The sequence below is a fragment of the Lachnospiraceae bacterium genome, from assembly GCA_025758065.1.
Taxonomy (GTDB): domain Bacteria; phylum Bacillota; class Clostridia; order Lachnospirales; family Lachnospiraceae; genus Enterocloster.
Map to the genome: position 1 here is coordinate 2,813,716 of CP107199.1, position 24,197 is coordinate 2,837,912.

General features: G+C 43.8%; 21 protein-coding genes and 1 pseudogene. All 22 read left to right on the plus strand.

The features are described 5' to 3' along the window. Window positions 1–78 precede the first annotated feature (78 nt). The 22 genes and pseudogenes from OGM16_13115 to OGM16_13220 all read left to right on the plus strand — a co-directional run bounded on the left by OGM16_13115 (window position 79) and on the right by OGM16_13220 (window position 24,135). On the plus strand, window positions 79–207 hold the full coding sequence (locus OGM16_13115) for a helix-turn-helix domain-containing protein (protein ID UYJ45742.1): 129 nt from the start codon (window positions 79–81) through the stop codon (window positions 205–207). Window positions 208–277: 70 nt separating this feature from the next. Next, window positions 278–640 (plus strand): TnpV protein, encoded by a 363-nt coding sequence (locus tag OGM16_13120; protein ID UYJ45743.1) that lies wholly within the window; start codon window positions 278–280, stop codon window positions 638–640. Next, complete coding sequence (locus OGM16_13125) at window positions 637–900, plus strand: hypothetical protein (protein ID UYJ45744.1); 264 nt, start codon at window positions 637–639, stop codon at window positions 898–900. Before OGM16_13120 ends, OGM16_13125 begins: the two co-directional genes overlap by 4 nt. A 145-nt stretch (window positions 901–1,045) precedes the next feature. Next, window positions 1,046–1,255 carry a hypothetical protein gene (locus tag OGM16_13130; protein UYJ45745.1) on the plus strand — a complete coding sequence of 70 codons (210 nt, stop codon included), beginning with the start codon at window positions 1,046–1,048 and terminating at the stop codon, window positions 1,253–1,255. A gap of 277 nt (window positions 1,256–1,532) precedes the next feature. Next, window positions 1,533–1,754 (plus strand): helix-turn-helix transcriptional regulator, encoded by a 222-nt coding sequence (locus OGM16_13135; GenBank protein UYJ45746.1) that lies wholly within the window; start codon window positions 1,533–1,535, stop codon window positions 1,752–1,754. Continuing rightward, complete coding sequence (locus OGM16_13140) at window positions 1,744–2,160, plus strand: type I restriction-modification system subunit M N-terminal domain-containing protein (GenBank protein ID UYJ45747.1); 417 nt, start codon at window positions 1,744–1,746, stop codon at window positions 2,158–2,160. The genes OGM16_13135 and OGM16_13140 overlap by 11 nt, the downstream gene beginning before the upstream one ends. A gap of 73 nt (window positions 2,161–2,233) precedes the next feature. Then, window positions 2,234–3,676: pseudogene (locus tag OGM16_13145) on the plus strand (recombinase family protein). A gap of 102 nt (window positions 3,677–3,778) precedes the next feature. After that, entirely contained in the window at window positions 3,779–4,396 is a 618-nt protein-coding gene (locus OGM16_13150; protein ID UYJ45748.1) for a zinc ribbon domain-containing protein, read from the plus strand. Between the two features lie 389 nt (window positions 4,397–4,785). After that, the gene (locus tag OGM16_13155) at window positions 4,786–5,013 is read left to right on the plus strand and encodes a helix-turn-helix transcriptional regulator (GenBank protein UYJ45749.1); all 228 of its coding nucleotides are present in this window, start codon (window positions 4,786–4,788) and stop codon (window positions 5,011–5,013) included. After that, on the plus strand, window positions 5,006–6,571 hold the full coding sequence (locus tag OGM16_13160) for a type I restriction-modification system subunit M (protein ID UYJ45750.1): 1,566 nt from the start codon (window positions 5,006–5,008) through the stop codon (window positions 6,569–6,571). The genes OGM16_13155 and OGM16_13160 overlap by 8 nt, the downstream gene beginning before the upstream one ends. After that, window positions 6,571–7,632, plus strand: coding sequence for a virulence RhuM family protein (locus tag OGM16_13165; protein UYJ48462.1), 1,062 nt, complete (start codon window positions 6,571–6,573; stop codon window positions 7,630–7,632). The genes OGM16_13160 and OGM16_13165 overlap by 1 nt, the downstream gene beginning before the upstream one ends. A 5-nt stretch (window positions 7,633–7,637) precedes the next feature. Further along, complete coding sequence (locus OGM16_13170; GenBank protein UYJ45751.1) at window positions 7,638–8,429, plus strand: hypothetical protein; 792 nt, start codon at window positions 7,638–7,640, stop codon at window positions 8,427–8,429. Beyond that, entirely contained in the window at window positions 8,426–10,234 is a 1,809-nt protein-coding gene (locus OGM16_13175; protein UYJ45752.1) for a restriction endonuclease subunit S, read from the plus strand. The genes OGM16_13170 and OGM16_13175 overlap by 4 nt, the downstream gene beginning before the upstream one ends. 11 nt (window positions 10,235–10,245) lie before the next feature. Next, the gene (locus OGM16_13180; protein ID UYJ45753.1) at window positions 10,246–11,754 is read left to right on the plus strand and encodes a serine/threonine protein kinase; all 1,509 of its coding nucleotides are present in this window, start codon (window positions 10,246–10,248) and stop codon (window positions 11,752–11,754) included. Between the two features lie 19 nt (window positions 11,755–11,773). Beyond that, window positions 11,774–14,929, plus strand: a complete 3,156-nt coding sequence (locus OGM16_13185; protein ID UYJ45754.1) for a type I restriction endonuclease subunit R — start codon at window positions 11,774–11,776, stop codon at window positions 14,927–14,929. 694 nt (window positions 14,930–15,623) lie between these two features. Next, on the plus strand, window positions 15,624–16,721 hold the full coding sequence (ychF, locus tag OGM16_13190) for a redox-regulated ATPase YchF (protein UYJ45755.1): 1,098 nt from the start codon (window positions 15,624–15,626) through the stop codon (window positions 16,719–16,721). A gap of 110 nt (window positions 16,722–16,831) precedes the next feature. Further along, on the plus strand, window positions 16,832–17,722 hold the full coding sequence (gene lgt / locus OGM16_13195) for a prolipoprotein diacylglyceryl transferase (protein UYJ45756.1): 891 nt from the start codon (window positions 16,832–16,834) through the stop codon (window positions 17,720–17,722). 319 nt (window positions 17,723–18,041) lie between these two features. Further along, entirely contained in the window at window positions 18,042–18,467 is a 426-nt protein-coding gene (gene mraZ / locus OGM16_13200) for a division/cell wall cluster transcriptional repressor MraZ (GenBank protein UYJ45757.1), read from the plus strand. After that, entirely contained in the window at window positions 18,467–19,420 is a 954-nt protein-coding gene (rsmH, locus tag OGM16_13205; GenBank protein ID UYJ45758.1) for a 16S rRNA (cytosine(1402)-N(4))-methyltransferase RsmH, read from the plus strand. Before mraZ ends, rsmH begins: the two co-directional genes overlap by 1 nt. 3 nt (window positions 19,421–19,423) lie before the next feature. Further along, entirely contained in the window at window positions 19,424–19,888 is a 465-nt protein-coding gene (locus OGM16_13210; protein UYJ45759.1) for a cell division protein FtsL, read from the plus strand. A gap of 82 nt (window positions 19,889–19,970) precedes the next feature. After that, the gene (locus OGM16_13215; GenBank protein ID UYJ45760.1) at window positions 19,971–22,268 is read left to right on the plus strand and encodes a penicillin-binding protein 2; all 2,298 of its coding nucleotides are present in this window, start codon (window positions 19,971–19,973) and stop codon (window positions 22,266–22,268) included. 91 nt (window positions 22,269–22,359) lie between these two features. Continuing rightward, entirely contained in the window at window positions 22,360–24,135 is a 1,776-nt protein-coding gene (locus OGM16_13220) for a penicillin-binding transpeptidase domain-containing protein (protein ID UYJ48463.1), read from the plus strand. Window positions 24,136–24,197: the final 62 nt, after the last annotated feature.

Below are 24,197 nucleotides of genomic sequence, written 5' to 3' on the forward strand. Positions count from 1 at the left end.
TCAATATCTATAGAAACAGCAGGTTGCTTTTCGAAAACTCGTAATTCTGTTATGATCTATATAACGGAGGTAAATGCCATGGAAACAAAGAATATTATTTTAGAGCTTCGCACGAAAAAGGGGGTGTCTCAGGAAGAGTTAGCACAAAAGGTTATGGTTACACGACAGGCGGTATCACGCTGGGAAAACGGAGTTTCCCAAAGTTAAAGAAACTACCAAAAACTCACGCTTACATTACTTCCAATATGAAAATTAAAGATTTATTGGAGGTATCATTATGGCTCAGAACTTCACTTATACCCAATGCGGTGATTACTATATCCCTAACATCAAGTTGTCATATACAAGTACACAGGCCCTTGGAAAATATGGCAGAATGCGTAGAGCGTTTTTGGAACAGAACAAACCAATGCTTTTTAACGACATGATTCTGACAGAGAGCCTGTTCCCGCATCTGCGGGAAGTACAACAGACCTGTGAGAAGCGAATGGAGTTGTTGATGACGGATTTGTTGGGAAAGAATCCAGCACCAGACAAGGCAACACAGCAGCTTGCATGGGTAGCACATATGAATAGTTTGAAAGCACAGGCGGAAGAAAGTGTCCTCCGGGAACTGGTCTATGAGGAGGACATCGTATGAAAATTCTTGAAGAATTTTGGTACGGCAATATTGAGCCTACCGACTACGATACTTCTTCCTGTAAAGAGTATAAGAAATTACAGGAACTGATTTGCTGGAATGAAGAAAAACTCCGAGTAGCTATGACGGACGAACAGAAAGCATTGTTCGAGAAATACACGGATTGTGTCCGAGAACATCAAACCATTACGGAGTGCCTGATATTCCAGAACAGCTTTAAGCTGGGTGCCAGAATGATGTTGGAAGTCATGGAAGAATAAAGAACATAGACGATTTGAAGCCACCCGTAGGAACGATCCTTCGGGTGGTATTTTGTATCTATCAAAATGCAAAAAATATTTTCCGCCTGTCCAAAATTGGTGTTTTCAATCGTTATTATAGTTAAACGAATATGATGGGGGTGATATGTTGTCCGAGGAATTATTGAAACAGGTGGCTGAGGAATTTGCTCTTGCAATGAATGAGAGTTTACCGATACCGGAACAATGTCAGCATCAATTCTCCGAAGAGTTTGAGCGCAAAATGCAGCGTCTCCTGTCCGCTGTTCCAATCAATACGCAAATAGCAGTGGTTGTTCCTGAACTGAGTTACAACCAAACCTATGAATTGCAATGAAGGCTGGCCTATTGGGTCAGCCTGTACTCTGTGGATTCACAATTCAAGAACTGTGAAAATCACAATGTAATAATACTGATATTAATAATACTGATTATAGTGATACTGATCCTTTTCTATCCGTTCCGGAATGGAATTGAAAGAAAATGACCATTTATGTACAATCACAGAAATCAAGCCGTCATCGCATATAGTTGCGAATGTATCTTGAAAATTACGGCAAGTTTTGCTATTATTATACACAGTAAGCGTAAAAGCGGAAACAGGAGGTAGACGCATGGCTATTTCATATAACCGAATGTGGAAACTGCTTGTCGATAAGAAAATGAGTAAAGCAGATTTACGAAAAGCGGCAGATATTGCTCCCAATACAATGACAAAGCTTCGCAGAGATGAACCGGTCAATCTTGCAATCCTTGGCAGGATTTGTGACGTGTTGAACTGCGATTACGGTGACTTAATGCAATATGTGCCGGAGGAGAATACAAATGACCAATAAACAGTTGAAAAACTTAAAGGATACATTGTGGACAACCGCCGATCAGCTACGTGCTAATTCTGGCTTGAAGTCCACGGAATACGCCGAGCCTATTCTCGGCTTGATTTTCCTGCGATTTGCAGATGTAAAATATAGCAAGTTCGAGCCTGAGATCAAGGCAGAGTTTAATTCTACCAAAGGTACTCGTATGGAACGCCCTATCCATGAAATCGCTATCGAAAAATGCGGTTTCTATCTGCCTGAAGAAGCTCGATATGATTGGCTGCTGAATTTGCCTGAAAGTGAAGATCTTGTAGCAAGGCTTTTTCTGCCCCTACTGCGTAACAAAGGGCATAAAAAAGCGGCGTTCCTGTTCTCCCATGTAGAGAGTAAGAAACGCCGCTTCTGCGTCGTATTCAGTTTTTAGTACAATACCCTGCTTGTCCGTCGCTCGAAAAACCTTGATTTTCCAGTGCTTTCAAAAGTATCGTTATCTAACGTCAGCTTTTGACAGACCAGCATTTCAGCGAATGATGGACGATGTGGATGCGGGAAGGATCAACTGCATCATCACAAAAGACCTTTCCCGTTTTGGTCGTGAACACGTTATGATGGACTACTATCTGGAATTTGTGTTCCCAGAGAAGAATATCCGTTATATCGCTGTTACAGAAAATGAGGATACCGAAAAAGGTCTCAGTGATTTCGTTCCTTTCAAAAATCTGTTCAATGAATGGTTTGCCAAGGACACCAGCCGTAAAGTAAAGGCTGCGCTTCGTGCAAAGCACGCTGCCGGTCAACGTATCTGTACTTACGCACCTTTGGGCTACAAGAAGCATCCTGAAATCAAAAATGCTATTGTGGTGGATGAGGAAACCAAATGGATCATTGAGAAAATCTTTGAACTTGCTTATCATGGTTCCGGTGCTGCAAGTATTGCCCATAGGCTTATTGAAGAAAAGGTTCCCACATCCGGTTGGCTCAACTACACCCGATACGGAACATTTGCTCACATCTACGCAGATGCCCCAGAGGAAAAACAGTACGATTGGTCAATCGGCCAGGTAAAGGAAATTCTGAAAGATGAAACCTATATTGGCAACAGCATCCACAACAAGCAGACCAACATTTCTTACAAGAACAAAAAGAAAATCCGCAAGCCAAAGGAAGAATGGTTTCGTATCGAGAATACACATGAACCTATCATTTCCAAAGATGTTTTCTATCATGTGCAGGAGCAGATTGCTTCCCGCAGAAGAAAGCAGAAAGATGGCACTACCAAGATTTTCTCCGGTCTTATAAAATGCGCTGACTGTGGCTGGTCTCTTGCCTATGGTGAGAATCGTCAGAATAAAACGCCGTATGGTCATTACCATTGCAGTAATTACGGACAAGGCACCGGTAAATGCTCCATGCACTATATCCGCTACGATACGCTTTACACCTATGTATTGCTCCGAGTTCAGCATTGGACAAAAGCTGTCCGAGAGGATGAAGAAAAGCTCTTAGAGAGCATCCTGAAGGCTGGAGACAAGGAAAGAGCCGCTGCCATGAAGAAACACACAGCGGAGCTTGCAAAAGCTGAGAAGCGCAAGACAGAGGTTGATAGGCTGTTTGCCAAAATGTATGAGGACAGAGTTTCCGAACGCATTACCGAGTATAACTTCAATATGCTGTCTCAGAAATACCAGATGGAGCAGCTTGAACTGGATGAAAAAATCCAGAAACTCAAAGCGGCCTTATCAGAAAGCAAACAGTCCGTGGAAGATGCAAGGAAATGGATTGAGATTGTCAAACAGTATTCTGAGCCTACGGAACTGACCGCAGAACTACTAAACAACATGATTAATAAAATCGTAGTCCATGAAGCAGTCAAATACGATAACGGCTTTCGTGAACAGAAAATAGAGATTTACTACCGCTTTGTCGGCAAAATTGATTGATAAAAAAACTGAGTGTCAGCAGCAACTGGCACTCAGATAAAACAATATCTTTAACTAAGGAAAACGGGTGAGACGGTTCCAAATACGGAGACCTTAAAGCTTTTGTCAAAGGAATTTGACGTGTCGATCAATACACTTTTAGGTGCTCCAAGGCAGCTTGTTTGCCAGTGCTGCGGAATGCCATTAGAGGATGGAATCATAAGCCATAACAGCGATGGTACATTAAATGAAGAGTATTGCAAATGGTGCTATGCCGATGGAACCTACACCTACAGCAATATGGATGACCTTATCGATGTCTGCGTAAAACATATGGTAAATGAAGATTTCACAGAAGAACAGGCACGTTCTTATATGAAACAGCTTCTCCCCAGTCTGGATTACTGGAAAAGATATGAAGAATTAAGTGACAATGGGCAATTTGAGGCATTTAAAGAACAGCTGATAAAAGAGATCAATGATCTTCATATAAAAGGTCTTCCGAAAGTGGAGAAATTGAACGCCCTTGTGGGCAGCTATGTAAATCTGGGATATCCGCTGCCTAACGGAAAAACAGTAAAATTTTTAAATGATGAAACCACTTATCTGGGAAACCAGCTGGAGCCAGAATTTGGCGGAGACAGGTATTTCGGTATCCTTGCCAATATGGATTTCATTATGATCAGCACATACGGGCCAGAAGGAGAAGATCCGGAGCTGGTACTTTATAAAAAAAGATAATACAGAAAGAAAAAATAAGTTCTACGGATAAGACCACTTGACATTCCAAGCATAAGAATAATGTAACGCACAGGCGGCATTCCTAACTTCTGAAACAGGAAGAACAGGAACGCCGCTTTTATTTTATCAAATGAGAGTGCAAAGCAAACCGGGTTCAAGAGCCGGACGGAATAATGTAACAGTTGGGGCGATATGTGGTCAAAATGTCGGGCTTGCATCCGATATTCTGACCGCAAGTACATAAGGGAATACAAACCTATTGAACCACGCTATATTCCCTCAAAAGGATGGTTATAGGATGAAAATCCGATTTGATTTCATCGCTGATGATTTGATTTTTTCACTTATTCGTGATATGATAAGAAATATTGTAAAAGGAGGGCGAAGCTATGGCGGTAAGCTACAAAAAACTGTTCCATCTTATGATTGATAAGGGAATGACCAATGCTGAGCTGATGGAAAAAGGTGGCTTTAGTGCTAACATCATTACCCGGTTAAAGCGTGACAACTATATAGCCTTAGAGAGCATCGAAAGAATTTGCTGTGCCCTTGATTGTGGCGTTGACGATATTCTGGAATTTATACCGAACGAAAAGGAGAAGGAAAACCATGGTTGATACAAAGAAAGAACAAGAGCGTGACGAGCTGCATCGTGCGATATGGGCTATCGCTGATGAGCTTCGTGGTGCCGTTGACGGCTGGGATTTTAAGAACTATGTTCTCGGAACCATGTTTTATCGCTATATCTCCGAGAACCTGACCAACTACATCAATTCCGGCGAACAGGAAGCCGGCAATACCGATTTTGATTATGCCAAAATGCCCGATACCGATGCAGAAGAAGCTCGTGATGGCTTGGTAGAAGAAAAGGGCTTCTTTATTCTTCCGTCCGAGCTGTTTTGCAATGTCAATCTCAAAGCCGACAACGATGAAAACCTGAATGAAACTTTGGAGCGTGTATTCAACCACATTGAAAGCTCTGCAAAAGGCTCATCTTCCGAAAGCAGCTTTGCTGGATTGTTCGATGATTTTGATGTAAACAGCAACAAGCTTGGTTCTACCGTTGCAAAGAGAAATGAACGCCTTGCAAAACTTCTGCATGGTGTAGCTGATATGAACCTTGGTGATGTGAAGGATCACGATATTGATGCCTTTGGCGATGCCTATGAGTATCTGATGACCATGTACGCATCTGGGGCAGGAAAATCCGGCGGCGAGTTCTTTACCCCTGCGGATGTTTCCGAACTGCTCACCAGACTTGGCACGGTGGGCAAGACTGAAATCAATAAAGTCTATGACCCCGCCTGCGGCTCTGGCTCCCTGCTTCTGAAAGCGGAAAAGGTTTTGGGCAGAGATGCCGTCAGAAACGGCTTTTATGGGCAGGAAATCAATATCACGACCTACAACCTTTGCCGTATCAATATGTTCCTGCATGATGTTGGCTTTGATAAGTTTGACATTGCCTGTGAGGACACACTGACCGCACCGCAGCATTGGGACGATGAACCGTTTGAGCTGATTGTTTCCAATCCGCCCTATTCCATCAAGTGGGCTGGTGATGACAACCCTCTGCTGATTAACGATCCTCGTTTTTCTCCGGCTGGCGTTCTCGCACCGAAGTCTAAAGCCGACCTTGCCTTTATCATGCACTCCCTTTCGTGGCTGGCAACAGGCGGCACAGCAGCAATCGTCTGCTTCCCTGGCATTATGTACCGTGGCGGCGCAGAGCAGAAAATCAGAAAATACCTGATCGACAACAACTTTATTGATTGTATTATCCAACTGCCAAGCAATTTGTTCTTTGGAACTTCTATTGCGACCTGCATTATGGTGCTGAAAAAAGGCAAAGCCGACAACAAGACCCTGTTTATTGATGCTTCCGCTGAGTGTATCAAGGTAACGAACAACAACAAACTGACACAGACGAACATCGAAAGAATCGTGGACACCTTTGCTAATCGAGCCGAGGAAGCACACTTCTCTCATCTGGCAAACTATGAGAAAATTACGGACAATGATTATAATCTCTCTGTTTCCACCTATGTGGAAGCCGAGGACACCAGAGAGAAAATCGACATTGTAAAGCTCAATGCCGAGATCGAGCAAATCGTTGCCCGTGAACAGGTTCTTCGTGATGAAATAGCAAAGATTATTGCAGAGATTGAGGTGGGATGATGAAGAAAGACAAGCGTGAAATCAGCATCGTTCGTTCCTCCGCTGCGGAATATCTGACATTCATCACCGCCACCGGGAAAAGCGATGTAAATGCAGTATATTGCGATGAAAATGTATGGCTGACCCAAAAAATGATGGGACTTCTGTATAATGTGGAAACGCACACCATCAATTATCACTTGAAAAAAATATTTACCGACGGAGAGATCGACGAGAATTCAGTTATTCGAAAATTTCGAATAACTGCTGCGGACGGCAAAACCTACAACACCAATCACTATAATCTGAGCGCTATCATTGCCGTGGGCAATAAGGTGGATTCTCCCCGTGCGGTGCAGTTCAGAAAGTGGGCAAACCGTATCATTGAAGAATTTACCGTGAAGGGCTTTGCTATGGATGACGAGCGCCTGAAAAACGGCGGAACTATTCTGACAAAAGATTATTTTGAAGAACAGCTGGAACGCATCCGTGAAATTCGCCTTTCGGAACGGCGGTTTTACCAGAAGATCACCGACATCTATGCCACCAGTATTGACTACGATGCCAAGGCAGAAACGACAAGGCTGTTTTTCGCACGGGTGCAGAATCAGCTTCATTGGGCGATTCATGGTGAAACAGCGGCAGAGACCATCTATCGCCGTGCTGACAGCCGCAAAGAGCACATGGGGCTGACCACTTGGAAGGATGCTCCCAACGGTAAAATTCAGAAATACGATGTGGTGATTGCCAAGAATTATCTGACACAGGAAGAACTTTCTGCAATGACGAGAATCGTCAACGCCTATCTTGATTTGGCAGAGCTAAGAGCTGAGGAACAGGTTCCTATGACGATGGAGGATTGGGCAGAACAGTTCGAGGGCGTTCTTCGGCTGAGCAGAAAGGAAATTTTGACCAATGCGGGAAGCATTTCTGCCAAAATTGCGGAACAACACGCCCTGAGCGAGTTTGAAAAATACCGCATCGTGCAGGATCAGCTGTATCAAAGCGACTTCGACAGGATATTGCTGGAAGCAGATTCACATACAAAAGAGCTGCCGGAAGCAAAGGATGGCGGTGAATAAACTTTATGAGATTATCTGATGTTTTGTCAAAGCCGCCCGATAAGGAATACGTTCAAATTGATGCATTTTTGCAAAACAAAGCTGGTAAAGTAGGTCAAAAGGTCGATATTTCAACCGGAACGGTCGCCTTAAACTACTTTTGCGTTTCATGCGGGGATATAAGGACTTTTTGGTCAAGTCCCAAACTCACCTGCATTTTTGTGAGCAAGAATCTAATCAGTGTTGACTGTGTTTTGACTTGCGGATGCGGTGCTTCCATACCGGTATGGTTTTTGATAGAGAGCAAAAATGATATAACAGGTCAAGCGCCTACTATACGCATATTGAAAAAAAGTGTAAAACTATCCGATATGGTTCGTATCAACGACAATCGCTACGGGGAGTTTACTCCGTTGTTAGATAAAGCTATGCAGGCATATACCGACGGATTAGGAGCAGGCGCAGTTGTATATCTGAGAAAAATTTTCGAAAAAATCACGGTGAAAACAGCGAAAGCAGTCGATATTGAGTATGCTCAATATGAAGGCGGAAACCCAAAGAACTTCTCTGAGCTACTAAAAAAGGTGGATGAAAAATGCTCGATAATTCCAAAAGAATTTTCTGCAAACGGTTATAAATTGTTTCGAGAATTGAGCGGTGTTGTTCATGGGAAGTATGATGAAGAAGCAGGATTGAAGAATTTTGAAGCCCTACATAGGCTTGTAATAGGAATCCTTGAAAATGTAATCAATCATAGAGAGTTATTGGATGCTATTACTGTGCTTGGTTGGAACGAAGAAAGAGGTGAAGATAAATGAGCCGATTGGATGAACTGATTCAGGAGCTTTGCCCGGATGGGGTGGAGCATAAGGAACTTCAAGAAATTCTAAAGATAAAAAATGGTAGTGATTATAAAGCATATGGCGAAGGAGATATCCCTGTATATGGTTCAGGCGGAATAATGACCCATATTGACCGCTATGTGTACAATAAGCCTTCTGTTTTAATTCCCAGAAAAGGTTCTATTGATAAACTGTATTACGTAGATACCCCATTTTGGAACGTTGACACTATTTTCTATACAGAAATCAACACTGACCTTGCTATGCCTCGATATGTATATCACTGCTTATTGCGGGAGCATCTTGAACAATATAACACGGCTGGTGGCGTTCCAAGCCTTACGCAAAAAGTTTTGAATAAAATTCAGATCCCCTTACCACCTCTTGAGGTGCAGAGTGAAATTGTCCGTATTCTGGACAATTTCACGGAGCTTACAGCGGAGCTTACAGCGGAGCTTACAGCGAGAAGGAAACAGTATGAGTTTTACCGGGATAAGCTGCTGACTTTCGGCAATGTCCGAGGGGGGGCAACAAGTGACATTGTATGGAAGACACTTGTTGAAATTGCAGACATTTCAACCGGGTCAAGCAACACTGATGATGCGGTTGAGGGCGGCTGTTATCCATTTTTTGTTCGCTCTCAGCAGCCACTTGCTAAAGATGAATATGAGTATGACGAAGAAGCAATTATCACCGCAGGAGATGGCGTAGGCGTTGGAAAGGTATTCCATTATATCAACGGGAAATATGCACTCCATCAAAGAGCTTACAGAATTCATCCTGCAACAGACGAGCTTTTGGGTAAATATCTGTACCACTACTTTGTTGCCACTTTCCCGAAATATATCAGTCAGCAAATGTATCAAGGGTCGGTGCCGTCAATCCGCAGACCGATGCTCAATAAGTTCCAAGTGGCAATTCCGTCACTTGATGTTCAGAAACGCATTGTCAATGTTTTGGATAACTTCGATGCCATCTGCTCTGACCTGAACATTGGTCTTCCTGCTGAGATCGAAGCAAGGCAAAAGCAGTACGAGTTCTATCGTGATGCCCTCTTGACTTACGCCGCAACCGGCAAGACAATCTTGACAGACAGACAGACAGACAGACAGACAGACAGACAGACAGACAGACAGACAGACAGACAGACAGACAGACAGACAGACGAGTATAATGCGCTGATTCGGCTGTGTCAATATGTTTTTGGTTATGTTTGTATTGAACTTGGTACCATTGGAAAGGTTTCCATGTGCAAGCGAATCATGAAAGCTGAAACAAGCACTACTGGTGATGTACCTTTCTTTAAGATTGGAACCTTCGGCAAAGAGCCGGATGCCTATATCTCCAGAGAAAAATTTGAGGAATATAAAGCAGCCTACGCTTATCCGAGAAAGGGCGATATTCTGATTTCTGCTGCCGGGACAATCGGTAGAACGGTTATTTTTAACGGAGAGGATGCTTACTATCAAGACTCCAACATCGTTTGGATTGCGAATGATGAGAACGTTGTTCTGAACCGCTATCTATATTACTGCTACCAACTGCAACCGTGGAATGTGTCCACTGGTGGAACAATCGCTAGGCTATATAATGATAATATCAGCAAAGCAAAAATTGCTGTGCCATCCATTAACGAGCAGAAACGCATCGTAGGAATTCTTGACCGCTTTAATGCTCTTTGCAACGACCTGACCTCTGGCTTGCCTGCCGAGATTGAAGCACGAACAAAGCAATACGAATATTACCGAGACAAGCTACTTACTTTTGAGTCAGCAAAGTAGAAAGGAGTATCATGCTCAGTTCCGATTCATTAAAAGAAATTTCAAACATCTTCTGTGGTGATACTGCGGATTTTTACTCCTATAAACAAGGGTATAAACTGGTAGAGTTTTTTAACTCCAATTTCGGCACAAAAGACGTTTATCGTTCCGGCTTTCCATCAAGATGGGTGTATGTTCACGATAAACTTGTTGATTTAATCAATAGCCACCAAATAGATAGATTTTTCAACGTTGTTCTGGGCAAGAGTTACTTAATGCAAGAGCAATCGCTATCAGAAGTCGAGGCTGCCGAAAAAAGCGAGACTATATACGCCGAGTTTAATCGAATTATCCACAGAGATCTATGCAAAATAACCCGTAACAATGGGCGATATCATCTTGTTAAGGAAAATGACGATTTAGAGCCAATTGGAAATGGCGGATTCGCTAATGTATATCGACAAAAATCTACGGGATTAGTAGTAAAGAAATTGAAAGACGATTATTTGACAGATACGGGTATCAGAAGTCGTTTCAAGAGAGAATATAATATAACCAAATCCCTGCAAGATGCATTTGGAATCATTCGGGTTTACACATTCGATGAAGGAAGCAGCTCTTATACAATGGAGTATGCTGAAACGACGTTGGACAAGTATGTTAAATCATTTGATTTAACGGATGATATAAAGCTAAATTGTATTCGCCAAATTCTGCATATCATGACAGAAGTACACAAGCGTGATATCATCCACAGGGATATTAGCGCAAACAACATTTTTATTATTTCAGGAACGATTAAAATCGCAGATTTTGGACTGGGAAAAGACCTAAATGTTTTTACCTCTCATCAAACAATGCATACAAATGCGGTGGGACAGTTTTACTACTGTGCACCAGAACAGTTTATGATGCTCAAAGATGGTGATAAGCGTAGTGATGTGTATTCCCTTGGTCGTGTTATAAACTTCATTATGACGGGCGATCCAAGAGATTCTCACCATATTTACAGAAACATTGCAGAAAAAGCCACAAACTCAGATGCTGCATACCGTTATGCAGATGCAGGACAGTTATCTGTCTTTTTTGAGAAAGCGGTTTCTTATAAGCAAAAAGCAGAAAACCAAACACGAATTGACGAAAAAATAAGTAGAAAAGTTTTCGATGACGAAGTTGAAAGTTACATCTATGATCTGAGTGCAGAAAAAATATCTACAGCTATTCTCCATGAGAAAAAGGGATTCGTTGATGTGTTGTTAGCGTTTATGAAAACAAGCGAGGAACACGCATTGTATATCATCCAGAGCGTAGATAAATCATATCGAGATGTTTGTGGAAGAACTTTCGCTGCCTACGACCCATTTGCTTCCTTTGCCTATTCGGTTCTTCGTAATGGTTTTCCTTATGTAGTAAATGAGACCGCAGCAAACATTTTGCGCTTGGTAGCCCGTGATGTTAACCGATTTAGTGCACAACACATGATTGAGAATCTCATGAATATTGGCGTTGAGCCAATGATAGAAGAAATATTAGATTCTTAATGAAGGGAGTCGTGAAATTATGAGCATTTATAACATCATTGCCGCAAGCAATGAGAGTACCGTGGTCGCTGAATATACGCCGGAAAGCTCACGCTCTGACAGCTTCCAGAGCGAAGCGGCTCTTGAAAAAGAGTTCATCCGGCTGCTGACCACACAAGGGTACGAATACCTTACTATTCATGACGAAAATAGTCTGATCACCAACCTCAGACGGCAGTTGGAGCTTTTGAATGACTATGCCTTTACTAACGGCGAATGGAAGCGTTTCTTCACGGAAACCCTTGCCAATGCCAACGAAGGCATCGTTGAGAAAAGCCGTACTATCCAGACGGATCATGTGAAGGTACTCCGCAGGGATGATGGAACTTCTAAGAACATTCAGCTCATCGACAAAAAGAACATTCACAACAACCGCTTACAGGTCATCAACCAGTATGAGGAATCCGAAGGCAAGCACGACACACGCTATGATGTGACGATTCTGGTCAACGGTCTGCCCCTTGTCCATGTGGAGCTGAAGCGCCGGGGCGTTGCCATCCGGGAAGCCTTCAACCAGATCAAACGCTACCAGAGAGACAGCTTCTGGGCGGCGAGCGGCTTGTACGAGTATGTGCAGATTTTCATCACCTCCAACGGAACCCATACCAAGTATTATTCCAACACCACCCGAAACAGCCATATCAAAGAGATGGGCGAATCTGCAAAGCAGAAATCGAAGAAAACCAGCAACAGCTTTGAGTTTACTTCCTTCTGGGCAGACGGCAACAATAAGGTGATTGCCGACCTGATTGATTTTACAAAAACCTTCCTTGCCAAGCACACCATTCTGAATGTGTTGACCAAGTATTGTGTTTTCACAACGGAAGAAATTCTGATGGTTATGCGTCCCTATCAGATTGCAGCTACCGAGCGCATCTTGAACCGCATCGAGGTATCCACCAACTACAAGAAGATGGGAACACTGGATGCCGGAGGATACATCTGGCACACCACAGGAAGCGGGAAAACGCTGACTTCCTTCAAGACAGCGCAGCTTGCATCCGCACTGCCTTATGTGGACAAGGTTCTGTTTGTGGTCGATAGAAAAGACCTGGACTATCAGACTATGAAAGAATATGACCGCTTCGAAAAAGGCTCTGCCAACAGCAACGCTTCTACCAGGGTATTGCAGAGACAGCTTGAGGACAGGGACGAAAAAGGCGGCTATCATCCGTATAAGATCATCATCACAACCATCCAGAAGCTGGACAACTTTATCACAAAAAACAAAGGACACGAAGTGTTCGGCAAGCATTGCGTTATCATCTTTGACGAGTGCCACCGCAGCCAATTCGGAGATATGCACGCTAAGATTATCAAGACGTTCAAGAATTATCATCTGTTTGGCTTTACCGGCACACCGATTTTCGCTGCCAATGCAGGAAAAGGCAAGCACATGGAGCTGCTGACCACGCCGCAGATCTTTGGCGATCAGCTCCACACCTACACCATCGTGGATGCTATCAATGACGGCAATGTGCTTCCGTTCCGTATCGACTATGTGAATACGGTCAAGGAAAAAGAGAACATCAAGGATAAGAATGTTTCAGCAATCGACATTGAACGGGCGATGGGTGCGCCAGAGCGTATTCGGGAAATCGTCAAATACACGCTGGAGCATTTTGACCAGAAAACCAAACGCAACAGCTTCTATTCCTTGAAGGGCAAGCGTATGGCGGGCTTCAATGCCATGTTCGCTGTCAGCTCCATTCCCATGGCAATGAAGTATTATACGGAGTTCCAGAGACAGATTGCGGAGAGCCACCGTCAGTTTACGATTGCCACAATTTTCAGCTACGCCGCAAACGAGGAAGACCCCGAAGATGTTCTGCAAGAGGAAGGCTTCGATACCGATGCCCTTGACCAGACCTCCCGTGACTTCCTTGAAAGTGCAATCCAAGATTACAACTCTGCGTTCAACACGAACTTTGATACTTCCTCGGACAAGTTCCAGAACTACTACAAAGACTTGTCCATGCGAGTGAAAAACCGGGAAGTGGATTTGCTGATTGTCGTAAATATGTTCCTCACAGGTTTTGATGCAACCACGCTGAATACCCTGTGGGTGGACAAGAACCTCAAAATGCACGGATTGATTCAAGCCTACTCCCGAACCAACCGTATCTTGAATTCCGTTAAAACCTACGGCAACATTGTCTGCTTCCGTGATTTGCAGAAGGCTACGGATGATGCAATCGCTCTCTTTGGAGATAAGAATGCGAGCGGCATTGTTCTGCTCAAGAGCTTCAATGATTACTGGAACGGCTATGAGGATAACCACGGGAAATATCATCCGGGCTATGTTGACCTGCTCGAAAAGCTGAAAACAGAATTTCCTCTTGGCACTCAGATTGTTGGAGAACAGGCAGAGAAGGACTTTATCAGGCTGTTCGGCACAATTCTTAGCATGAGAAACATTCTTTCGTCCTTTGACCAGTTTGTAGAAATGGACAGCATTGCCGCACGAGATTTACAGGATTATCAGAGTATTTACCTTGATCTTTACGATAAGTACCGCAGAAAAGAAGATGCCGAAAAAGAGGATATAACGGATGATATTGAATTTGAAATCGAACTGATCAAGCAGGTGGAAATCAATATCGACTACATATTGATGTTGGTTGAAAAATATCACGACGGTAACTGTGAAGATAAAGAAATCCTTGCCTCCATCCGCAAGGCAGTTGATGCAAGTATACAGCTTCGCAGCAAGAAGGAGCTTATCGAAGCATTTATCAGCCATGTCAATGTGGATACGCAGGTCACTACGGACTGGCGGCGCTTTGTTCTGGAACAGGAAGAGGGTGATTTGACTGAAATCATCACAAGCGAAAAGCTGAAGTCGGAAGAAGCCAGAAAGTTTGTTGATAATGCGTTCCGTGATGGAGCATTCAAAACGACAGGAACAGAAATCGACAAGCTCATGCCCCCGGTTTCACGCTTCGGCGGTGGCGGCAGAGCCAAGAAAAAGCAAGGTGTTATCGAAAAGCTGAAAGCCTTTTTCGAGAAATACTTCGGACTTGGAATTGCCGAGTTTAGAGCGGAAGAACAGGAAAAGCCTGTTGTTTACGAGACCGAGCCAAGCTATCAGATGGTAGCCGAAGAATCTGCACCGTATGGAGCAAAAGACAATTAAATAATGACCAAGCCAAAGGCGATCAACCGTAAAAAGTTGGTCGCTTTTGTTTGTGTGCCTTGCGGCGCACGTTTCTGATTGGGGGAATTTATTCGTAGAGATGAGTGGTGATCAACCGCTTTAATTCGCATATTGCTTACCCGAAGTTGATAGTTTCTTTTAATTATTATAGAAACTTTTACGTTACAGTACACGGGCTCTCCATGCCCGCGCACTGTAACAGGATTTTGCCGATGCTCCGCATTCCGAATCGGCAAAATCCGCGGTCACAACTGTATTATACGGAATTTTCAGTTCAGAAAATTCCTACCCGTGAAAAGTAACACTTTTACCAACAACCACTACAAAAAATCACTGTTGAGATTGAAAAAGCAGGTTACTTATGCTATAATATATAGTTGCGTTGGATTCTTTTTTTGAGATAAGACAAGAGTCCGATAAATGGGCAAAAATCTAAAAGGTAAAGAGTCTGAAACGCTGTCACAGATTTTAGAGTATATCAACACGCAAGCATTAAAACAATTATGGACAGATACGTCCATGTTACGGACGAGTCACTGGTAAATGCTATACGCCAATTTCAACAGGCTACGCCACCAGTCACAAAAAAAGGGCGTAAAAAGGGCGTACAAGAAATCTAAAGAAAGGCGAAAACCCCGATAAATCAAGGGTTTTCGGACAGGTAAAAGATAAAATGAAATTAGGTATCGTAGGACTTCCAAACGTAGGTAAAAGTACACTTTTTAACTCTCTGACCAAGGCTGGCGCAGAATCCGCAAACTATCCATTCTGTACTATTGACCCAAACGTAGGTGTTGTACCGGTTCCGGATGAGCGTTTAAATAAGCTGACAGAGATGTACAATTCTGAAAAAACCACACCAGCAGTGATCGAGTTCGTAGATATCGCAGGCCTGGTAAAGGGTGCTTCCAAGGGTGAAGGTCTGGGAAACCAGTTCTTATCCAACATCCGTGAAGTAGATGCTATCGTTCACGTTGTACGCTGCTTCGATGATCCTAACGTGATCCATGTAGACGGAAGCGTAGATCCGGTAAGAGATATTGAGACGATCAACTTAGAGCTGATCTTTTCTGATATTGAGATCCTGGAGCGCCGTATTGCAAAGCAGTCCAAGGGCGCTTTTAATAACAAGGATCTTGCAAAGGAAGTAGAACTGTTAAAGGCCATCAAGGCACATCTGGAAGATGGCAAGCTGGCACGCAGCTTTGAAGTAGAAGATGAAGATGACAGGGAATTTATCAATTCACTGAACCTTCTGACCTGGAAACCGGTTATTTTTGCTGCAAACGTAGCAGAAGATGATCTGGCAGATGACGGCGCTTCCAACCGCTATGTGCAGGAAGTACGTGAATATGCAAAGGAAAATGACTGTGAAGTGTTTGTGATCTGTGCTGAGATCGAACAGGAGATCGCAGAATTAGATGATGATGAAAAGCAGATGTTCTTAGATGACCTTGGATTAAAGGAATCCGGCCTTGAAAAACTGATCGCAGCAAGCTACCGCATTTTAGGCCTGATGAGCTATTTAACAGCTGGTCCTCAGGAATCCAGGGCATGGACCATTAAAGTAGGAACCAAGGCTCCTCAGGCAGCTGGAAAGATCCACAGTGACTTTGAACGTGGCTTCATCCGTGCAGAAGTAGTAAGCTATGATGACCTGATGGCATGCGGAAGCATGAACGCTGCAAAAGAAAAGGGCCTGGTACGTTCCGAAGGTAAGGAATATGTGATGAAAGACGGAGATGTTGTACTGTTCCGTTTTAATGTATAATGATCAGGGATCAATTTATAATAAAAACAAACTGCCTGCTTTGCAGGCACTTGTTTTATATGGGATCTGTTTTAACGGATAATTGCAAATAATGGAAAGGGACAGCATTTATGGAATTAATCACATCCGCAGGTGCGGACTTAAGTTTTGTTCACCTAGGGATCACCATAGAACATTTAAGAAACAGTATCAGTATATTCGGCTTCCGTATTGCATTTTACGGCATGATCATTGGCTGCGGTATGTTAGCCGGTATGGCTGTGGCATTTTCTGATGCAAAAAGGCGGGGACAGGATCCGGATCTTTATATGGATTTTGCACTGTATGGGATCATATTTTCTATTATCGGCGCCAGACTCTACTATGTGATCTTTGAATGGGATAATTATAAAAATGATCTGCTTCAGATCTTTAACCTCCGCGCCGGCGGACTGGCTATTTATGGTGGTGTGATAGGGGCAGTCCTGACACTGGTCATTTTTACCAAAGTGAGGAAACAGTCCTTTTTCTCCATGGCAGACAGTGGTGTGCTGGGGCTGATCACAGGCCAGATCATTGGCCGCTGGGGCAACTTCTTTAACTGTGAGGCATTTGGCGGATACACCGATAACCTGTTTGCCATGCGCATTAAAGAAAGCATTGTAAACCCGTCCATGATCTCAACTGGCCTGTTAGAACATGAGATCGTAGAAAATGGGGTAAAATACATCCAGGTACATCCAACCTTTCTTTACGAGTCCTGTTGGAACCTGTGTGTATTAGGTTTTATGCTGTGGTACAGAAAGAAAAAGAAATTTGATGGTGAGATGCTGTGGATCTATTTTCTGGGATATGGACTGGGAAGAGTGTGGATCGAAGGGCTGCGCACCGACCAGTTAAAAGTTCCGGGAACTACATTGGCAGTTTCCCAGCTGCTTTCTGCAGCATTAGTGGGAGCAGCAGTGGGAATACTTCATTATAAACACAGTAAATTAAGAAAACAGAAGCAGGAAAACCAGTAGACAGTCACCTTTTTCAGACTAAAATGATCAAAAAGTGGGAGAGATCCCCACTACGCCAATGAGCGTGAGAACAACCAGAATATCATCATAGACTGCAGATCGTAAGATCTGCGGTCTTTTTTTACCTCCGGCGGGTATTTTTGAAAGAAAAACGTAAAAAATCCTTGTCATTTCCCAGTTTCTGTACTATGATAAACATACAAGTGGTAGAAAGTGGTGCAAAGTGGTAGAGGATGGTTGTTGCGTGGATGAAGTGGAGGTTTAAGGAGCCTTCATTTGCATCCCGCCTTGCCATGCAATGTACAAGCAGGTGATAGCTATGTTCATGGGTGAATACAATCATACAGTAGATGCGAAGGGGCGTCTGATCGTTCCTTCCAAATTCAGAGAGCAGTTAGGAGACGAATTCGTGATCACGAAGGGACTGGATAACTGCCTTTTTGTGTATGACAATTCTGAGTGGACTGCATTAGAAGAAAAGCTTCGTGCATTACCTATTACCAACACTGCAGGACGTAAGTTTTCACGTTTCCTTTTAGGAAGTGCCGCCACCTGTGAAGTAGACAAGCAGGGACGTATCCTTCTGCCTGCAGTTTTAAGAGAATTTGCAGGGATCGAGAAAGACGCAGTGCTTGTAGGGGTTGGAAGCCGCATCGAGGTCTGGAACAAGGATAAATGGATGCAGGCCAACACCTTTGATGATATGGAAGAAATTGCAGAACATATGGAAGGCTTGGGTATTTAATGGAGGAACATGGATTTGTACATAAGTCTGTACTGCTGTATGAGACAGTAGGCAGCCTGAATATAAAGCCGGGTGGCATCTATGTAGACGGCACTTTAGGCGGGGGCGGACATGCCTATGAGGTGTGTAAACGCTTAGGCGGCGGAAGGCTCATCGGGATCGACCAGGATGCAGATGCTATCCGTGCAGCGGGAGAGAGACTGGCTCCTTTTAAAGATAAGGTGACCATAGTCAGAAGCAATTACCAGAATATTGAAAATGTATTAAAAGAGTTAAATATAGAAAAAGTGGACGGCATTTATCTGGATCTGGGAGTTTCTTCCTACCAGTTAGATACTGCGTCCAGAGGATTTACTTACAGGGAAGATGCCCCTCTTGATATGCGTATGGATCAGAGAAATCCTACTACTGCAGCTGACATTGTAAACGGCTATAGTGAGATGGAGCTGTTTCACATTATCAGGGATTACGGGGAAGATAATTTCGCCAAAAACATTGCAAAACACATTGTAAAGGCGAGAGCAGAAAAGCCTGTTGAAACCACCGGTGAGCTTTCTGAGATCATAAAGGCAGCGATCCCGGCAAAAGTACGGGCTACAGGAGGCCATCCTGCCAAGCGTACGTTCCAGGCTATCCGTATTGAATTAAACCACGAACTGGATGTACTGGAAAATTCTATTGATACAATGATCCGTCTTTTAAATCCGGAAGGAAGATTAAGCATCATCACTTTCCATTCATTAGAAGACCGTATTGTAAAAACAAGATTCCGTACCAATGAAAATCCGTGTATCTGTCCGCCGGATTTCCCGGTGTGCGTATGCGGAAGGAAGAGTATGGGCAAGGTGATCACCCGAAAACCGATCCTTCCATCAAAAGAGGAACTGGAGGAGAACAGCCGTTCAAAGAGCGCAAAGCTTCGTGTATTTGAACGTGCAGAAAAGGAGGAATAAGGTATGGCTTCTTATATTCACGGCTCAGCGGCGCCAAAGCCAGAACAAGACTGGCGGGAAGAACAATTAAGAAGAAGACGGCAGCAGGATATAGGAAAAAATGTAAAGAAGCATCACCGTATCCGCAGAAACCAGGAACGTGCCATGTACATGGATCTTCCTTACGTTATTATACTGACCTTAGCGTCCATCTGCACCTTATACCTCTGTGTCAATTATCTTCACATTCAGTCTGCCATTACAGCCAGAATGCATAATATCGAGGCTATGGAAGAAAAATTAGAGAAGATGCGTACAGAAAATGATGCCTTAGAGACCAGTATTAATACCAGCATTGACTTAAATGAGATTTATGAGATCGCTACCAAGGAACTGGGTATGGTCTATGCAAAAAAAGACCAGGTTCTCTTATATGACAAGACGGAAAGTGAGTACGTAAGGCAATATGAAGACATCCCGGAATACTAGGAACAATGCCGGACAGGAAGGACATTCCGGCAAACGCAAAAATAAAGAGAATATATTCAGGCGAAGGCCCTTCGCCAAATACATGCAGGTAAAGCTGGCGATCACAGTTCTTCTGATATCGCTGGCTTTGTTTGCTCTTGTTTATGTTTTATACCGCATTGTAAATGAAAATAATGAGCGTTACAACAAGATCGTATTATCCCAGAGACAGCAGGAGTATGCCAGCAGGACTATTCCTTACAGGCGGGGTGATATTGTAGACCGTAACGGAACCTATCTGGCTACCAGTGAAAAAGTATACAATCTTATCCTTGATCCCAGTCAGATCATGGATAAGCCGGATTATTATCTGGAACCAACCATACAGGCACTGGTGGATGTGTTCGGATTTGATGGAAATGAGCTTCGCAGTCTGATCCAGGAGCGGCCCAAACGGGCGTATCTGCGTTATAAAAACGGCAGGCAGCTTTCATATGACCAGAAAAGCCAGTTTGAAGAGACTGAAAAAGAAAGAAATGCTGCTTACAGAAAAAGTGATGACGATAACCAGTCCCGTTTCCGTGTGACCGGCGTATGGTTTGAAGACGAGTACCGCAGGATCTATCCTTACGGCTCTGCGGCCTGCAATGTAATCGGTTTTGCAAGCGGGGACGGAAGCAGCGGTACAGGCGGCATTGAACAGTATTACAATGACAGCCTGATCGGTGTCAATGGAAGGGAGTATGGCTATCTGGATGAAGATGCCAACCTGGAAGGTGTTGTTAAATCTGCAGTCAATGGAAAGACACTTGTCTCCACCATTGATCTGAATGTGCAGAATATTCTTCAGAAGTATATAGATGAGTGGCAGAATAGTGTGGGAAGCCATGTGACAGCGGCCATTGCCATGGATCCAAACAATGGTGAAGTCCTTGGAATGGCTACCAGCAATAAATTTGACTTAAATGATCCACGGAATACAGATGGATTTTCTGAAGAAGAACTTCTGGCTCTGGGAAAAAAAGAGGCAGTCGGCGTTTACCACAGGGAAAACCCGGATCAGACTATTACAGAAGATCAGGCATTGGATCATTATTCCAGAGAGGATATCCTTTCTTATGGCAAGCAGGTTGCATGGAACCAGCTGTGGAGAAACTTCTGCGTCAGCGATACCTTTGAGCCAGGTTCACCGTCTAAGATCCTGACAGTTGCAGCAGGCCTGGAAGAGGGCGTTTTAAAGGGAAATGAATATTTTGACTGTGGCGGATATCTCCATGTAGGTGATTGGGATATTAAGTGTACAGCGTACAGAAAGGGAGGTCATGGTTCTTTAAGCCTGACAGAGTCTATTATGAAGTCCTGTAACGTGGCAATGATGCGGATCGGAGCTATGATGGGCAGTGGTATTTTTGCAAAATACCAGGCAATGTTTGGCATGGGACAGAAAACAGGAATTGATCTTCCCGGCGAGGCAGATGCAGCAGGATTGGTTTATCCCGCTGATAAGATGGGGCCGACAGAACTTGCTACCAATGCTTTTGGACAGAATTACAACTGCACTATGATCCAGATGGCAGCAGCACTTTGCTCTGTGATCAATGGCGGTTCTTATTATGAGCCTCATGTGGTCCGTCAGATATTAAATGAGCAGGGCTCTGTAGTAGAGACAAAAGATCCGGTCCTGGTCCGTGAAACCGTATCCCAGTCTACAGCAGATTATTTAAAGGAAGCCATGTTCCAGACTGTAGAAAATGGTACCGGCGGTGCTGCAAAAGTAGCAGGATACCAGGTAGGCGGTAAAACCGGTACAGCAGAGAAACAGCCACGTTCTGCAAAGAATTATCTGGTATCTTTTGCAGGTTTTGCTCCTGTAGATGATCCCCAGCTGTTTGTATATGTAGTGGTGGATGTGCCTGGTTTTCCGCCTGGTGACCAGCAGGCACACAGTTCCTTTGCAAGCGGCATTTTCTCAAAGATCATGGCAGAAGCACTGCCTTACTTAAATGTATTCCCGGATGGAGACCTTCCGGAAGAAAGTCTGGATGCCAACGGACAAACACCTTCTGAAGGCATCAATACACCGGCATCTGAGACTGGGGAAAACGGGGATAATGATCAGACCCAGCCGGAGGAGACTGCAAAGGCCAGTGAGACGGATGAATATATGGATATAGATGGAGGAAGCGGTATCCCGGATGCAGTACCTGCAAATACAGATGAAACAGGAGAGAATACTACACAGGTTACTTTCCCGAATGCAGGTGAAGCTACAGTACCAGCCCAGACAGATCCGCAGGAAAGCCCGGTGGCAGAAAACTCCCAGAGTGCGCAGACAGATGGGAAGATCCAGGAAAGTGCAGAGAGCGAAAGTCCGTCAGAAACACAGCCGCCTGGAGTATAATATGATCTGGATTCTGTAAGGCAGATGCATAAAAGAAAGAAAAATGCCGTATATATTTAGGAAAACAGCAAAAAGAGGCTGTCTTGTGGATATAAAAGGCGGGAATCTTACAAAACATAGAAAAAATATTGCCGTCCTAGGGCTTCTCATTGCGATCGCAGTGACGGGGCTTTTAGGGCGGCTTGCTTTTCTTATGATCCTGCGCTCTGAGCATTACAGTAAAATGGCTCTGGAACTGCACCAGCGTGAGCGTTCCATTAAAGCTGCCAGGGGGAGGATACTGGATACAAAGGGAAAGGTGATCGCAGATAACCGCACTGTATGTACAGTTTCTGTTATTTATAATCAGGTAAAAGACCGGGAAAAAGTGGCAGAGGAATTAAGCTCTCTTCTTGGGATCGATAAAGAGGCAGTGAGAAAGAAAGTGGAAAAGCGCAGTGTGCGGGAGATCATTAAGACAAACGTAGACAAAGAAACGGGAGATGCAATAAGGCGCTTAAAACTTTCTGGTGTAAAGGTGGATGAAGATTATAAGAGGTATTACCCTTATGGAAGCCTGGCATCTAAGGTTTTAGGCTTTACCGGGGGAGATAACCAGGGGATTATAGGACTGGAAGTAGAATATGATCCTTATTTAAAAGGAACCAATGGAAAAATACTGACTATGACAGATGCGAGAGGCGTTGAAATGGAAAATGGGGCGGAAGACCGGCTGGAACCGGTAGCGGGAAATGACCTGCGTCTTACACTGGATATAGAAATCCAGCAATATGCCCAGCAGCTGGCCTATCAGACCCTTGAGAAGAAGAATGCGAAAAAAGTTTCGATCATTGTAATGGAGCCACAGACAGGCGGTATTTATGCTATGGTCAATGTACCAGAATTTGACTTAAATGATCCCTTTACCCCGGACCAAAATTTAAGAAGCCAGGCTTTACAAAAAGAAGTGGAAGAAAGACCGGCCGGTATAAAAAAACAGGAACTTTTAAATGCCATGTGGCGCAATACCTGTATCAATGATACCTATGAGCCGGGGTCTACCTTTAAGATCATTACAGCAGCTGCAGGATTGGAAGAAGGAGTGGTAAAGCTGACAGATAAATTCAGCTGTCCGGGCTTCCGGGTGGTGGAGGACCGCAGGATCCGGTGCCACAAGGCCGGGGGACATGGAGCAGAGACCTTTTTACAAGGGGTAATGAATTCCTGCAATCCTGTGTTTATTGATGTGGGGCAAAGACTGGGAAGAGATGCTTATTATAAATATTTTATCCAGTTTGGTTTAAAGGGAAAAACAGGGATCGATCTGCCGGGAGAAGCAGCTACTATTATGCATAAAAAGGAAAATATAGGACCGGTGGAGCTTGCAACTATTTCTTTTGGGCAGTCCTTCCAGATCACTCCCATTCAGCTGATCACTACGGCAGCTTCTATTATTAACGGTGGAAGGCGGGTGACGCCTCATTTTGCAGCAGGAACGGTAAGCCCGGATGGAAAAAACTATAAAGCTTTTTCGTATCCTGTTGGTAAACGGATCTTGTCAGAGGAGACCAGTGCTACCATGCGCTATGTATTAGAACAGGTGGTGGCAGAGGGAAGCGGACGAAAAGCAGCAGTAGAAGGTTTTTCTATTGGAGGAAAAACGGCTACTTCTGAAAAATTACCCAGAAGCAGAAAAAAATATATTTCTTCTTTTTTAGGCTTTGCCCCGGCAAATGATCCACAGGTCATTGCACTGATCACTATTGATGAACCGGAAGGAATCTACTATGGAGGAACCATTGCAGCTCCTGTGATCGGAACTCTTTTTGAAAATATCCTTCCATGTTTAGAAACAGTGGATCCTGAACCTGGAAAACCTTTAAGTTGATTATTCTGCAAAAAAGACGTATACTAATTACCAAATAAGACATACATATGAGATTGAGGTGC